Here is a 15,222-nt window from a genome sequence, read left to right as displayed (position 1 = left end):
CATTATGCCAGTACTTTAAACCTCACGCGAGCACCACCGATGGACGTTCACGCGCACATCGGTGGTGCTTTTTAATAGACAGATGTAGAGATTATGCTGTTAAGTAATATAAAACCTAATTATTTATTTTATAGGGAACTTTTTCAAGTTTGAAAAGTCATATTAGGCAAGGGGTGAGACGAAACATGCTAAGCGAAGATATGCCATATACAGAAGCGTATGCGTCCGAAATGACCTTGCGGGAAATGATGGAGGAGTATGGATCGGATGTGTGGAATTATGCTTTTTTCTTAACTAGAAGCCGTGAGCAAGCAAATGATATTAGCCAAGAAGTGTTTTTGAAGGCATATAAAAATGTGGGGAAGTACCGGGGACAATCGTCGATGAAGACTTGGCTACTCACGATTACTAGAAATACAGCCTTTAGTTGGAGCAAAAATAGCTTTTGGCGCAGATTCATACCATTTGGAGATCAACCTGTTACTGTAAATGCTCCGTCTGCAGAAAAAGAAGCGCTCGGCAAACAGTATGCGAATCGAATCTGGGAAATTATTATGACCCTACCAGATAAGAACAGAGAGGTACTTGTACTGGATATTCAGCATGGACTATCGATCGGTGAAATGTCCGATTTACTGAATGTACCACAGGGGACTGTGAAATCTCGTCTCGCGCGAGCGAGGGAGAAGGTTAAGCAAGCCATCCAGAAGGAGGAGAGAGAATGAAAGGAAAAGCTGATGACAGTAACTCAGTGATGGTCGGACAGAATGATTGGTATGCGCAAGCAGGCAAAAGACCTTTTATTGAGGATGGCTTTACACCTGAGCTGATGATGCGGATTGAGCAGGCTGCTGTGCTAAAAAATAAAAGCCATGGACGTTATCGGATTAACAAAAGTGTGCTACTGACCAGTGTGGCTATGATTTTGTTGATAGGTGCACTTAACTTGCCTATAGGCGCATGGAAGAGTCATGGTCCAGTCCAATCTTCATCGGTGCAGTCACAAGCTGCAGGGATACTACCTTCTTCTACTCCTGCTACTAATGACAAAGCGTTAGAGCCTCCGACAAGTCCAGCAGAGTTTGAGATTAGCGGTAAGAAATATTATATGCCTTTGCCAATGAGCAGAGATAAGACTAAAGCATATGCCGTTGAGACAACAGCGGGAATTCTCTGGTCGCCGCCACCCCCGATGGTTGACTACAAGAAGCCAAAGTATACACATCCTACAGAACCGTTCACCCTTTACCTGAGCTCGAAGGACCAGACGGAGCTATCGGCTTCTTCGGCTACTAGGATTTATACATTTCCTCTTTATGCTGGAAGTGCAAGTACTTATCAATATATGAATGGATTCTATGGAGCGGGAGATTATATCCTGCTGAGTTCCTCCACGCGAACTTTAGGTTCAGACAAACCGGAGAATGGTAGAATTTCTACGCTAAATGTTAAAAAAGCAGCGGCAGGGGAAACTGTGGTACCGATGGAGCTTACGAACTTTGATGAAACACTGTTAAGCTACAAGTATTTATTCGCTGTGGATAAGGAGAATGAATATCTCGTAATAAGTTACCTAGAATACCCGGTAGATAAGACATACCAAGACAAAACAGTGCTTTATGATCTAGAGACCTTAAGCATTCGATCAACTGCAACAACCAAAGGGTTTAAAGAGATAAAGGGAGAAACATTAACCATGGATTATGAAGTGGATGGGGTACTACGCAAAGCGGATATTATTGTGAAAGGTGGGCTAGGATGGATAGATGAAGATTGGGCCTTTTTATCAGAAGAGCAACGAAATGAGCTGTATCAGGAATTTATGAGTCAGACTCCCTAGTAGATAATTCACTAAATAAAAGCTATACTTTTTGATAAAGTATTTTCTTTTGAGAAGAGTGGAGCCGAAGAGATGAAGAAGTTGACGATTGATGATGTGGCTCAAAAAGCGGGAGTGTCGAAGAGTACGGTCTCTCAATTTTTGAATAAACGTTTTAAATATATGAGTGAAGCGACGAAGAATCGGATCGAGGCTGTGATCGAGGAGCTTAATTATCAACCGAATGGACTTGCACGCAGTCTGAAGCAGAATCGGACGCATATGGTCGGAATCATTGTTGCTAATATCGATTATTCGCTGTCTATCCAGTGTATTCGGGCGATTGAAAATGAGCTGCAACAACACGGGATCCAAGTAATCATATGCAATGCCGATGAGAATGCGGAAAAAGAAAGCAAGTACGTAGAAACTTTAATCGCCCGCCAGGTGGACGGTTTGATTATTTTTCCGACGGGGAACAATCCATCTGCATACAGCAGATTGATCGAGGCGGATTTTCCGTTAGTGTTTATGGATCGTCTGGTAGATGGAATCACCACGCAGAGTTTGCTGCTCGACAATGAAATGGCGGCCAAGATAGGTGTGGGACAGCTGACACAACAAGGGCATGAGCGAATTGCTCTAGTCTCCCTTCCATTAGGTGAACATGCCATTACCCCTCGTAAAGAGCGGATCAGTGGTTATAAAAAAGCGATGGAAGAAGCCGGCATACCTCTGCGTGAGGAGTATATCTGTAGTGTGCCAAAAGAAGAATTAGCTACAGGACTGAAGCGCCTTTTAGCATTGCCGGACCCTCCGACAGCGCTATTGGCTACGAACGATATCACGCTAGCAGAGATTTTGAAATATGCGAATCGAAATGCCATCGCTATTCCAGAACAATTGTCTGTCATCGGGATAGATGATGCGGAGTTCGCGCAAATTTATAATCCGGTCATTACAACGATTCGTCAGCCTGCATACGAAATGGGTATGCAAGCCGCTAAAATTATACTCTCTTGTATTGAGGACAAGGGCGCTTCCGTTCCAATCACCTATCGATTCCCGCCGTCCTTACAACAAGGGCAATCTGTGAAGTCATATAACTGACTACAAGCTATAGAAGCACCCAAAAATGCCGTTCCACAGATCAACTGTGAGACGGCTTTTTTTAATAATAAAACTCCCAAGCTGCTAGACTATAAGGCTGCAACGTTGTTGTTTCATCTTGTGGTTAATTGTACTTTCTGCAACTATTTTAGTTTGTGCTTCCTGGATTAAGAGTTTAATAGTATTTTGTGCAGTTATTTCTGCGGGAAATTGCTGACAGCGATGTTCACCTGGTTGTTAAATGTATAAAGTGCAATTAAAGCCGAGAAGAAACGATTTTGACTCGATATAGTTGTATAGAGTACAGCTATGTTGTGTAGATTTGGTTGCATTCAGCTATTTATGAGAATTACAGAAGTTTACTGAGATTATGTTGCGAAAGCTGACTCAAATCTATGTGCTTAATCCTCCTGCTGCATAAACTTCGCAAGCTCTTCACGAGTCGGAAGCCCATCCATATCGCCAGGCGACATGACGGCTAACGCGCCGATCGCATTGCCACGTTTGACGGCCTCGGCAATCGGAAACTTTTCCAGCATTGCACTGATTACGCCAACTGCAAATCCATCACCTGCACCAACGGTATCAACGACCTCTTCTACCTTAAATCCATCTACGTAGCCTTCTCCTTCAGCGGATTTATAGAAAGCGCCTTCAGGTCCGAGCTTAATGACGACTAAGCTGACCCCACGCGCCAGATAATAGTCTGCAATCTCTTCCGGCGTGCTTAGGCCTGTAAGAATCTTGCCTTCTCCGAGTCCCGGAAGGAACCAATCACAGCGTGTAGCCAGATCATTGATCGTGTTTACCATCGTTTCCGTATCCGGCCATAAGCTAGGGCGCAGGTTTGGATCTAGGGAGACAGTCTTGCCTTGTCTTTTCATAAATTCCATAGCGTGAACAGCGAATTCATGGCAGCTCTTGGATAAGGCGGCGGAGATGCTTGTCACGTGTAAATGTCCTGCAGCATTAAAGTATGCCTCGTCAAAATCAACCAGACTAAGCTTGGAGGCCGCGGAATTTTTGCGGAAGTATTCGACTTTAGGATCGCCGGTAACGACCTTTGATTTGATTAACATACCCGTAGAATTTTCTTTAGTAAAAGTAATGTTGTCGGTATCAATGTTCTCTTTCTTCATAGCTTGAGCAATAAAATGACCAAAGTTATCTTCACCAAGCTTCGTAACATAACCTGTAGGATGATTTAAGCGTGATAAGCCCGTAGCTACATTGCTCTCAGCACCTGCCAACGCTTTGGAGAATGAAAAGACTTCATGCAGGGGGCCTGTTTCATTCGCATAAAACATCGCCATCGGCTCCCCGAAAGTGACGGCATCCAGCTGTTTACTCATTTGAGTTCCTCCTAGGGTAATGAATTTATCCCAGTATAATGATGTGTAACTTGAAATTATCACATAAATCGGTTTTGTACAATAAAAGAATGAATATTGATCAAAAACATATTTTTAATAAAAGTAAAATAATTAGGTTTAAGTCCTTATTTTATAAGGGTTAATTGGTGAATTTGATGAAAATATATCATGATCTATATAAAAATGTATTGACTGTTACCCGTATTATTATTACTATCTCCTTATAGATTATGTCGAAATAATTAGTAAATTTAATAAAAAAGTTTATCTAAATTAGTATTTCATATTCATCTACGATCGTACCAAGAGAAAGGGAGTCTACTGATGAAGAAAATGAAAGTATTGCAGAATGTGGCGTCCGTTGGAGTTGTAGCTGTTATTCGTGCTGATAGTGCTGAGGAAGCTTTTAAAATGTCCGTTGCCTGTATTGAAGGCGGTTTGAATAATATTGAAGTCACCTTCACGACTCCGGATGCGGATGTGGCGATAAAACGATTGGTTGCAGAGTACGGAGATCGCGCAGTGATTGGAGCAGGTACTGTACTTGATCCATTAACGGCCAGAATAGCCATTCTTGCAGGCTCGGAATTTGTGGTTAGTCCCTCTTTTGAAGCAGAGACAGCTAAGATGTGTAACCTTTATGGTATTCCATACATGCCTGGCTGCATGACATTAAATGAAATGAAGGAAGCGTTGAAGTTTGGTGTGGATGTGCTTAAGCTATTCCCTGGGAGTGCTTTTGGTCCGGATTATGTGAAAGCGGTTAAAGGTCCTATGCCGCATGTGAACATTATGCCAACAGGTGGCGTGGATCTGAATAATATGGAGAAGTGGATTGCCAACGGCTGTATAGCAGTAGGTATCGGGGGCAATTTGACTGCACCAGCGAAGGATGGCCGATATGATCAGATTACTGATCTAGCGGCTCAGTATGTGGCGAAGTTTAAAGAGGTAAAAGGAATTTAACTTTGTTTGTCTCATAAATTCAAATGTATCGATTATTGAAGGCTGTATGCTGACGGATGTCAGTTATACAGCTTTTTTATATGCTTATTTTTTGCTAATCACAATTTCTTGCAATATATGTTTTTCATAAAGTATAGAATGAGGACAAAGGCAATAAACTATAAAGTAGGAGAGTTATGATGTTTGACTGACGTCAACAAATTGGAATGGTTTATTATCGGACCGGGAGTGAGTATATGCCTGCTTATCATGATAAAAAGTTGTATCAAGCAGCTGATGAAGAGGATGCTGAATACGTAGAAATTGCATCGGCATTCCATGGTTGTAAGGTGACGGAAGGCCAGATCTATAGATTAGAGCGAAATTACAATAACCCGCATATTTTTGAGAATGGAGAGGCGTATGTTGTGGATGACGAAACTAGGGACAACTACGCAGTATTCTTACTCTGCAAGATTGTGTTATATAAATAGAGTTATGTGCTTAATTTTAGGGCCATTTCTTGTTTGCTGACGGCTTCTTTTCCGACAGGAGGATAAGCCCTTTTCTTTTGGGAATGGGAGATAGTTCATGCCTAAACGCCTGCCGTCCTTATAGGGATGTTGAAGGCGTTTATACTTGTGTCATTTTTGTTATAAAGTTATTCAAAAGAGTATTTGAATGATTGAAGTTTCCCTTGTATGCTTAGTAGGAATTATTGGCTGCGAATTGTGCGTTAGCGCTTTATAAAAGATGGCTTAACATGACGTTCTAAGAAAAGTTTGGTATTCTAAAAATATTAATTACAGGGTTGCAACAAATTCGCAGTCTTGCGCGTCAGTAAGATTGCATAGAGAGGGGGAACCTTCGTGGTGGAGCAGGGACTCATCAGAGCCGCTCAAGCGGGCGATCGCGACGCTCTAATCACCCTATTGCGAGAAATTGAAGGGCATGTATATAAAACGGCCTTCTACATTTTGCATAACGAACAAGATGCACTGGATGCATCTCAGGAGGCCTTGATCCGGGTTTATACCAAAATCGGTTCATATGAGGAAAAGGCCCAGTTCAAAACGTGGGTTCAGCGAATCGTTACCAATATTTGCATTGATAAATTCAGAAGAACTAAACCTACAGTTTCTATTGATGAACATGAAATGGTGTTTCAGGATAAACACAATGTGGAACGCGAAGTTCTATCCTCTTATTTAGCTGAGGATATACGTGAAGCGATTGATCAATTGCCCGAACATCATCGGACAGTCATTGTCCTACGCTATTTACAAGATTTTTCTTACAACGAGATTGCAGACTGCCTGGATTTGCCTTTGAATACAGTGAAATCATACCTGTTTAGGGCCAGACAGCAGCTGCAGAATAGACTTCAGGAGTACCAGAAAGGTGGTGTATCGGGATGAAATGCGCGGAGGTGATGGAATGGATGCACCGCTATTTAGACAAAGATTTGAGCCAAGATGAGATTGTTGAAATGTTCCGTCATATCGATAATTGTCCTTCCTGCGCGGAAGTCTTTGAGCGTCTGACACTTCTCTCCAATGAATTGGAGCAATTGCCAGACGTGAAACCCCCGTTTAGTCTGGTTGACTCTATTTTACCTCAGCTTGCAGAATTGGATCGAAGCAGTCGTGAACAAAGCGCTGTGAGAACCGAGGAGCCAGTTGTAGTTCCATTTTCACGTGAAAGCTCCCGCGGTAAAGCTTCCAAGGGAACCTCTATAGCAACACGGACAGGCATTGGAGCTATTGCAGCTGCTGTAATATTAGGGATCGCTATTTTTAATATGCCGGATAAAATGCCTGGGGCAGAGGTAGAACAAAGCTTACAATATAATGCTAATACAGCCAGCAATGATTCTGCTGATATGGCTATTGAATCGCAAGCTCAAGCTTCTACATCTGCTAGTTTAGATGAGGCTGCGCCTGCTAATAGCGGAACAGATTCCGGGGCTCTACCGGCTGCGCCTGGTGTGGATGAGGGTAACGCCCCATTAGATAGAGCAATGGGACCGGTTGATCCTGCGTCGATGCCGCCTTCCCCAACTGAAACTAATGCTGGATCTGGAGGACGATTGATACCGGAACCAACTAATGGTGTGAAGCCTAATCCTACTGAGAAGATTATGACGCCGAAGCCGGATGCAGTTACGAAAGTTCAACCCCCGGATGTTAGCGACACTAGTAATAATCAGCCCAAAGCTGATAAGAAGGATCAACCCGCTTCTATAGATAAGGGGGGCGCAGCTGATTTAGCGCCACCTACTGAGGGAGCATTAGATATTGCTAGTGACTATAGAAAAGAAGTTATGGGCTTTAACATTTCTTCGGATTCTACGGATTCTAATGTTCAGACTTGGACTTCACCTGATAGGCATTATGCGGTTGAGTTCGCTGGACTGCAGCTTGTAATATATAAGAATTCACCTGAAGGCTCAGTGGAAGATAGGACGGCAGTAACTTCTTATCCATTAGAAGGAAATTGGATTTCCGGAGAATGGTCGGCGGATAGCTCGCAGTTCACGTATGTGACGGAGAAAGATGGAGTTAATACTACCAAGGTGTACACTGTGCAAAAAGCGGGAATTACCTCTTCTCCTCCGGCCGCGTCGCCATCAGCAACACCGGCTGCTTCGTCAACAAATTAATATGAGGCCGGAACATTTTTCGAAGTTTCGGAATATACTATAGCAACCGGACAGGAACTAGAGAGTATTGGATTTGCAGAACATCGGTATGACCGTCGGATGGGAAGTTTCTAGGGCTTTTCACTCCGGCGTTTATATAGATGCGCCGCTGAAACGGAGGAGCTTTGGCCATGGCTGCCAGAGTTTCTCCGTTTTTGCATGAAAAATAAGACATAAAGTATAGCGTGGAACTTATACTTTATGTCTTATTTTTCTCAATTAAACGCTTACCGTCCATATAAGATGCCGAAGGTGGTTATACTTGTGCATTTTTGTCGTTTTTTTTGCTACAATAGGACTCTGGGCAAATTGGGCTAGATGAATGGAAAAGGAAGTGGCGGAATGGATGCCAAAACGGCGATAAAAGAAATCAAACAAGGGAAAATCTCACCGCTGTACCTTTTGTACGGCAGTGAAAAATTTCGAATGAATGAATTTGCGGCATTGCTGGAAGACCAGCTGATTGCCAAAGAGGATCGTGATTTCGCGGTTATTCCCTTTGATCTCTCTGAGACGCCGGTGCAGGCTGTGGTAGAAGAAGCTGAGACTGTACCCTTTATGGTAGAACGTAAATTATTGCTGGTGCGGGACGCATCGTTATTTACTGCAGGAAAAGAAAATGCCAAACTTGAGCATCGTATAGATATTTTAAGTGATTATTTGCAGCATCCTGTAGATTTCAGTGTAATCGTCTTTATGGTGAATAATGACAAGCTGGATGAGCGTAAGAAAATTGTGAAGACTGTTAAATCAGCGGGCACGGTATTAGCCTTTAACCCGCTCGGAGCAGAAGAACTGCTGCGCTGGGTGGAGAAAGGGATTCGTGAACGAGGTTGTGTGATGGCGCCCGGGACTGCGGAAATTCTCATAACCAATGCAGGAACAGGTTTGCAAGGCTTATCTGCGGAAATGGACAAGCTTTGTTTATTCGCTGGGAAGGGCGGAACCGTGGACGCAGAAGCGGTAGAGAGTCTAGTGCACCGCGGAACAGAACAAAATGTGTTCACGCTTGTGGAAGATATCGCTAACCTTCGTTTGGATAAGGCGCTTGATACGCTGTATGAGCTGTTGAAGCAGCGGGAAGAACCTATTAAGATTGCTGCGTTAATTGCGCGGCAGTTCCGAATTATTTTGCAGGTGAAGGATTTATCAGCACATAGTTATTCGCAAGGTCAGATTGCTTCGCAGATCGGACTTCATCCCTATGCAGTTAAGCTTGCAGGGGAGCAGGCTCACAAGTTCTCAAGTGAACGTCTGCGGCAAATCTTAAGTGCACTGGCTGATCTAGATTATAAGATGAAGACAGGGGCTATAGATAAAGTGCTTGGTCTGGAGCTGTTTATGCTGCGGCTTGCAGCCTAGTTCGATGGTTACTGTAGTAGATTGTGAAGGAACTTGAAAGAATAGAATACAAGCGAAGAAGAGTGAATTCAGCTAATCATGCTGGGTTTGCTCTTTTTTTATTCACGATTATGCGATTCAGAAGGAGTTGCTGGTACAAAAAAACCCAACCGTATGAAACATAGCGGTCAGGTTCTTCAATTGCTCATTATGAATGTCGTCCTAGGCTTGAGCCTTAAGAGCGTTCAATTTCTTCGCCAAGCGGGATTTTTTGCGGGCAGCCGCATTTTTATGAACCAGACCTTTAGTTACGGCCTTGTCCAGCTTTTTGGAAGCAGCTTGGAAAGCAGCTTGAGCAGTTTCAACTTCCGTACCTGTCAGTGCTACATCAGCAGTTTTCACAGCTGTACGAAGCGCGGATTTTTGGGAAGCGTTCAGTGCACGGCGTTTTTCGTTCGTGTTTACGCGTTTAACCGCGGATTTAATATTTGGCATTGCATTCACCTCCTGTAAGACATTCGAAATCATTATCAAATGATTCACAACTTAAAATAGTTTAGCATGACCGGTAGTAAAAAGCAATACTTAAAGCTTTCAAATTAAACCATTTTAACCTGCATAAACAAGGGCTTTCTCTCGCACACTATCGACAAAAGAGCATAGGCAGAAGCTTGCTATTTGAGTTTTTGTTCAAAGTAACTCAAGGGCGAAGCGAAAGCTTATAAAACTAAGTATCGCTTACGAAGCAAGTTTTGTCGAAGGTTACTCAATGAAGTGTATGCTTACAAAATCTTTAAGGAGGCTGGTATAACGATGGAACCGGATCTGCAGCTATATTCGGTACGCACGGACTTGGCGTTAGAAGCAAAGGAAATGGCCCAAGGGCCACAAAGGACGCCAATCCCTGGTGTGAACGAAGAAGTGGAAGAGTCTGATGGGATAAAAGTTACCCGGCTTGGTGTGGCTAACGCAGCAGGATCACAAGCGATAGGCCGCGCGATTGGAAATTATGTCACGCTTGAGGTGCCAGCGCTGCGCGGTGGAGATACTGGTTTACAGCAAAAAGTTGCTGAAGTCTTTGCTCGCGAATTCGAGGACTTCCTGATTAGGATTGGCATTGGTAAGGATGCATCTGTGCTGATCGTCGGACTTGGTAACTGGAATGTGACTCCAGATTCACTGGGTCCGCTGGTCGTGGAGAATGCGCTCATTACTCGGCAGTTTTATGAGCTGGTGCCGGATCAGGTCTCTCCAGGTTATCGCAAGGTAAGTGCTATTGCTCCCGGGGTATTGGGATTGACCGGTATCGAATCAAGTGAGGTTGTACAGGGGATTGTGGATCGTACAAAGCCGGATCTCATCATTGCCATTGACGCACTGGCATCCCGTTCGCTTGAACGGATCAATACGACAATTCAGATTGCTGATATCGGCATCCATCCGGGTTCAGGGATTGGAAATAAACGACGCGGATTGACGCAGGAAATTTTGGGTGTTCCTTGTATTGCCATCGGTGTTCCTACAGTTTGCTATGCTTCGACTATTGTAAATAATGTGCTGGAGATGATGAAGAATCATTTCGGGCAAGGAGCTGGTCACACTAAAGAAATCATGGGGATGTTGGACGATATTTCCGAGCAGGAGCGATTGTCACTGGTGAAGGAAGTTCTTGAGCCACTTGGACATGATTTGATCGTTACACCTAAAGAAATCGATGAATTTATTGAAGGTATCGCCAATATTGTAGCCAGTGGTTTGAATGCGGCCTTGCATGATGCGGTCGATCCTGAGAATGTCGGTGCTTATACCCACTAATTGAATCATAGCTAGCACAGTCCGGCGGGATGCTGATCTACAGTATCCTGTACGGGCTCTATGTCTATTCTCTCATTTTCGGTTCTACTATTTCTCGTTCGCTCATAGATTTGGAGTATAAGAGATTACAGAGGGCTGGAGGAGGACATAAATATAATGAATAAAAAATGGTTTCAGCTTTGGAACATCGGCCGCTTACGTGGAAGAGTGCTGGATGCTTTATCGCTGGGAAGAACGATGCTGCTGTTGGCCGGAGGTTCGCTAGTATTTTTTATGCTGCTTGGAGCTGGTGGTTTGGCCGGACAGAAGTTGAACTCTTCACCCATTCCATCTATGAAGGGGCTTGCGGCCTCACTATCTAGTGGATTTTTCATGGAGCTGTTGGGGATGGAGGTACCGCATTTACCGAAGGGGGAAGAGCCTTCCGCTTTTTCAGGTGAAAAAGTAACTTCCTTTGTATTTCAATTGCTGACCAGTGTGAATCCAAGTGATCCGAAGAGTCTAGTCTCTCGTGAAGTGCCAGGTTTGGCAGCGGATGATCCGTTTCTATTGCGAAAAGGTTCGGGTGGTTCTACAGGAGCGCCTGTTGATTATCATCCGGGAACGGATGAATTAGCTGAGGGTGGAGGGGAAGCGGATGATCCATCTGTTCCAGACGAAGTGGACAAGCCTGAAGATACCCCATCACAGCAACCTGAAGCGACGATAACTCCGTCTCCTGAGCCATCAGGAGCTACGGGAGGCACGGATAAGAGTGATCCTCAAAGCGAGACAGATAAGGATACCTCGGTCAAACGGGTTCTTATCTATCATTCACATCCTCGAGAGGCCTATAACCCTCTACTAGGAGTGACGAACGAAAATCCAAGCTCGGCGGTTTCTTCTAAAAATGTAATGCTGGTAGGATCATATATTACGAAAAGATTGGAACAACGCGGGATTGGTACAGTTCATGCCAAAGAAGATTTTCTAACTAAAATTGCCGACTATAACTGGAATTTTTCCTACAAATACTCTCGAATGTTGGTTAAATCTGCAATGAGCTCAAACCAAGAAATGAGTGAACTTATCGACATTCACCGCGACTCGCAGCGACATGGTAAAACAACTGCAGTGATTGATGGGAAAAGTTACGCTCAGGTGTATTTTATTATTGGACATGCGAATAAAGATTGGAAGAAGAACGAAGAGTTTGCGAACAAGATTCATCAAACGATTGAAAAGAGTTACCCAGGAATATCTCGCGGAATATGGGGAAAAGCTGCGGGTAAAGGAAACAACGGGGAGTACAACCAAACCCTCTCACCTAATAGTGTCTTGATTGAGGTGGGCGGTATTGATAATACAGCAGAGGAATTAAAGCGTACGGCTGATATTTTGGCAGATGCTATTGCGGATGTGTATTGGAGCAGTCATGACTCGGAGAAGGTAAACGCAGCTGACAAGGTGACAAGTCCCACAACACAAGAGAGCAAGGGACAAACCAATGCTACAGCACCTCAAAAGTCGAACGGAGCTTCTTAAGCTTTAGACATTTAATTTAGAATAAACAGCTTTATTACACAAGTATTTAAAAAGGAGTGGCTTACATGTCTCGTTTCGGTAAAAAACTGGTTATGGTCGGTATTTGGGCAGGGGTCGGTATACTGTTAGGTATGCAGTTTAGTGGCAGCGGAGGGGCAACTGTCTCTAAGCTGCTGCCAGGCTGGACTGATCTTTCGACTACGCCAACCAGCCAAGTGACGGGCATGCAATCACAACCTATAAAGAATGGGGTTACACAAGGTGGGCAGACTTATGTGTATGTTCCGATGGTGATCGACCCTATCACAGGTGCATATACGCCTGTTTCCCCGTTGCCTCAGAATAGCAATCCTGCCCCAAATGGAGATCTTCCTCAGCAGGTGGTAGACGGGTATAGTACGAAAACTCCGGAACAGATTCTGATTCCTGAGGAACAAAAGCCGACAGTCGATGTGATAGCAGATAAAACGGCGGGCCTTCTCCAGCAGGCTTCTCAGAAGGGCATACGCTGGGTAGTTTCATTGTTCGATTCGGCGGAAGAATCACAATGATTTCAGGAGAAACAGTTATTTCACGGATGCGTGAATAGCTGTTTCTTCTGTTTTACGTTAGGGCGGGATTGATGGAGTAAGCTTGTACTGTTATAATAAGTGGATTAATATCAGGCTGTCTGTGGGGGTAAGGAATGACTGACGTTCAGAAAAGACAACAACAAATTCGCAATTTCTCGATTATTGCACATATAGACCATGGTAAATCGACACTAGCTGACCGCATTTTGGAATACACGGGGGCACTAACCACGCGTGAAATGCAGGAACAGGTACTCGATCAGATGGATCTGGAGCGCGAACGCGGTATCACAATAAAGCTGCAAGCCGTGCGTTTAACCTATCGTGCAGACGATGGTGTGGAGTATTATCTCAATTTGATTGATACACCGGGACACGTCGATTTCACCTATGAAGTTTCCCGCAGTCTTGCGGCATGTGAAGGCGCGTTGCTCGTAGTAGATGCGGCACAAGGGATTGAAGCACAGACGCTTGCCAATGTGTATCTAGCGCTGGATAACAACCTGGAAATTCTGCCTGTCCTCAACAAAATTGATTTACCAAACGCTGACCCAGACCGGGTAAAGCAGGAAATTGAGGATGTTATCGGGCTGGATACCAGTGAAGCGGTTATGGCATCTGCCAAAGCCGGTATCGGTATCAAGGAAATCCTTGAGCAAGTGGTGAAGCAGGTTCCTGCTCCATCCGGTAATTCGGAAGAACCGCTTAAAGCATTGATCTTTGACTCTCATTATGATCCTTACAAAGGCGTTATCGTCTATGTGCGCGTAATGGACGGGAAGATCCGCGCAGGTTCGAAGATTAAGATGATGGCAACCGAAAAGTCCTTTGAGGTTATTGAGGTTGGTGCATTTATGCCACGTATGACCATTGTTGATGAATTGAACATCGGTGATGTTGGGTTTATCGTAGCTGGTATCAAGCATGTTGGGGATACTCGTGTCGGTGATACGGTTACCGATGCCAAGAATCCTACTGCTGAGCCGCTTCCAGGTTATCGTAAGATTAACCCGATGGTATACTGTGGTTTGTATCCGATTGAAACCTCCGATTATAACGATCTTCGTGAGGCCCTTGAGAAGCTTCAGCTTAACGATGCTTCGCTAAGCTTTGAGCCGGAAAGCTCTAGCGCACTTGGATTTGGCTTCCGTTGTGGATTCCTTGGTCTCTTGCATATGGAAATTATCCAGGAACGGATTGAACGTGAGTTCAATTTGCCGCTAATTACTACCGCACCGAGCGTTATCTACCGAATTATGCTGACCAATGGCGAAATGATTCAAATCGACAACCCGTCACATTATCCGGAGATCGGAACGATCGACTACATTGAAGAGCCGTATGTTAAAGCAGCGATCATCGTGCCTAACGACTTTGTGGGTACCGTAATGGAGCTGTGCCAGAACAAACGTGGCGAGTTCGTAAATATGGAGTATCTAGATACTAATCGTGTAACGATTACTTACGAGATTCCTCTGTCAGAAATCGTTTATGATTTCTTTGATCAGCTGAAATCTGGTACCAAAGGTTACGCATCCTACGACTATGAAATTTCAGGATACCGTCGTTCGAATCTGGTCAAGATGGATATCTTGCTTAACAACGAGCAGGTTGATGCCTTGTCCTTTATCGTTCACCGTGATCGTGCGTACAACCGCGGACGTATCATTTGTGAGAAACTGCGTGGGATTATCCCTCGTCAAATGTTCGAAGTGCCGATTCAAGCCTCTGTGGGTACGAAGGTGGTTGCGCGTGAAACCGTTAAGGCGATGCGCAAAAACGTACTTGCTAAATGTTACGGCGGTGATATTTCGCGTAAGCGTAAGCTGCTCGAGAAACAAAAAGAAGGTAAGAAACGCATGAAGCAAGTCGGCAGTGTCGAGGTACCACAAGAAGCATTTATGGCCGTTCTGAAGATTGACGAGTAGAAATTAGGTAGAGCCGGGAGAATATCCCGGCTCTATTTTTTTGCGCAGGAGAAGATTACAATAGGGTGGAAGGATTGTAAGCACATACACTGTA

14 protein-coding genes are annotated in these 15,222 nt (G+C 44.2%); 12 read left to right on the top strand and 2 right to left on the bottom strand.

From position 1 onward, the window contains the following. Positions 1–173: 173 nt before the first annotated feature. From ACDZ28_RS32485 to ACDZ28_RS32475, 3 genes are all read left to right on the top strand, one after another. Positions 174–725: an RNA polymerase sigma factor gene (locus ACDZ28_RS32485; protein ID WP_375103730.1), complete on the top strand. Its 552-nt coding sequence runs from the start codon at positions 174–176 to the stop codon at positions 723–725. After that, complete coding sequence (locus ACDZ28_RS32480) at positions 722–1,840, top strand: hypothetical protein (protein ID WP_375103729.1); 1,119 nt, start codon at positions 722–724, stop codon at positions 1,838–1,840. Before ACDZ28_RS32485 ends, ACDZ28_RS32480 begins: the two co-directional genes overlap by 4 nt. Before the next feature lie 72 nt (positions 1,841–1,912). Next, the gene (locus ACDZ28_RS32475; RefSeq protein WP_339287741.1) at positions 1,913–2,929 is read left to right on the top strand and encodes a LacI family DNA-binding transcriptional regulator; all 1,017 of its coding nucleotides are present in this window, start codon (positions 1,913–1,915) and stop codon (positions 2,927–2,929) included. 401 nt (positions 2,930–3,330) lie between these two features. Here ACDZ28_RS32475 and ACDZ28_RS32470 read toward each other — a convergent pair whose 3' ends face one another. Continuing rightward, the gene (locus tag ACDZ28_RS32470; protein WP_339287740.1) at positions 3,331–4,281 is read right to left on the bottom strand and encodes a sugar kinase; all 951 of its coding nucleotides are present in this window, start codon (positions 4,279–4,281) and stop codon (positions 3,331–3,333) included. 345 nt (positions 4,282–4,626) lie between these two features. Between ACDZ28_RS32470 and ACDZ28_RS32465 the strand changes: the two genes are divergently transcribed. The 5 genes from ACDZ28_RS32465 (at position 4,627) to holA (ending at position 9,310) form a co-directional block, all read left to right on the top strand. After that, a complete protein-coding gene (locus tag ACDZ28_RS32465; RefSeq protein WP_042130419.1) occupies positions 4,627–5,268 on the top strand; it encodes a bifunctional 2-keto-4-hydroxyglutarate aldolase/2-keto-3-deoxy-6-phosphogluconate aldolase in 642 nt (213 codons plus the stop codon). Between the two features lie 236 nt (positions 5,269–5,504). Next, positions 5,505–5,741, top strand: a complete 237-nt coding sequence (locus ACDZ28_RS32460; protein WP_139328458.1) for a hypothetical protein — start codon at positions 5,505–5,507, stop codon at positions 5,739–5,741. Positions 5,742–6,116: 375 nt separating this feature from the next. After that, entirely contained in the window at positions 6,117–6,665 is a 549-nt protein-coding gene (locus ACDZ28_RS32455) for an RNA polymerase sigma factor (protein WP_036677530.1), read from the top strand. Continuing rightward, positions 6,662–7,909 carry a zf-HC2 domain-containing protein gene (locus ACDZ28_RS32450; RefSeq protein ID WP_375103728.1) on the top strand — a complete coding sequence of 416 codons (1,248 nt, stop codon included), beginning with the start codon at positions 6,662–6,664 and terminating at the stop codon, positions 7,907–7,909. The genes ACDZ28_RS32455 and ACDZ28_RS32450 overlap by 4 nt, the downstream gene beginning before the upstream one ends. 381 nt (positions 7,910–8,290) lie before the next feature. Next, on the top strand, positions 8,291–9,310 hold the full coding sequence (gene holA / locus ACDZ28_RS32445) for a DNA polymerase III subunit delta (RefSeq protein ID WP_042130413.1): 1,020 nt from the start codon (positions 8,291–8,293) through the stop codon (positions 9,308–9,310). A gap of 201 nt (positions 9,311–9,511) precedes the next feature. On the opposite strand, the gene rpsT is transcribed toward holA, so the two are convergent. Continuing rightward, entirely contained in the window at positions 9,512–9,784 is a 273-nt protein-coding gene (gene rpsT, locus ACDZ28_RS32440) for a 30S ribosomal protein S20 (protein ID WP_042130412.1), read from the bottom strand. 318 nt (positions 9,785–10,102) lie between these two features. Between rpsT and gpr the strand changes: the two genes are divergently transcribed. The 4 genes from gpr to lepA all read left to right on the top strand — a co-directional run bounded on the left by gpr (position 10,103) and on the right by lepA (position 15,128). Then, positions 10,103–11,104, top strand: coding sequence for a GPR endopeptidase (gene gpr / locus ACDZ28_RS32435; protein WP_042130410.1), 1,002 nt, complete (start codon positions 10,103–10,105; stop codon positions 11,102–11,104). 156 nt (positions 11,105–11,260) lie between these two features. After that, complete coding sequence (locus ACDZ28_RS32430) at positions 11,261–12,628, top strand: stage II sporulation protein P (protein ID WP_375103727.1); 1,368 nt, start codon at positions 11,261–11,263, stop codon at positions 12,626–12,628. 65 nt (positions 12,629–12,693) lie between these two features. After that, positions 12,694–13,179 (top strand): hypothetical protein, encoded by a 486-nt coding sequence (locus tag ACDZ28_RS32425; protein WP_042130406.1) that lies wholly within the window; start codon positions 12,694–12,696, stop codon positions 13,177–13,179. A gap of 134 nt (positions 13,180–13,313) precedes the next feature. Further along, positions 13,314–15,128: a translation elongation factor 4 gene (gene lepA, locus ACDZ28_RS32420; RefSeq protein ID WP_375103726.1), complete on the top strand. Its 1,815-nt coding sequence runs from the start codon at positions 13,314–13,316 to the stop codon at positions 15,126–15,128. The last annotated feature ends 94 nt before the right edge of the window (positions 15,129–15,222 follow it).

It is taken from the genome of Paenibacillus sp. RS8, assembly GCF_041956825.1.
Lineage (GTDB): Bacteria > Bacillota > Bacilli > Paenibacillales > Paenibacillaceae > Paenibacillus_AQ.
The sequence above is the reverse complement of the archived record's forward strand: the minus strand, read 5'-3'. Positions and strand labels throughout refer to the sequence as shown.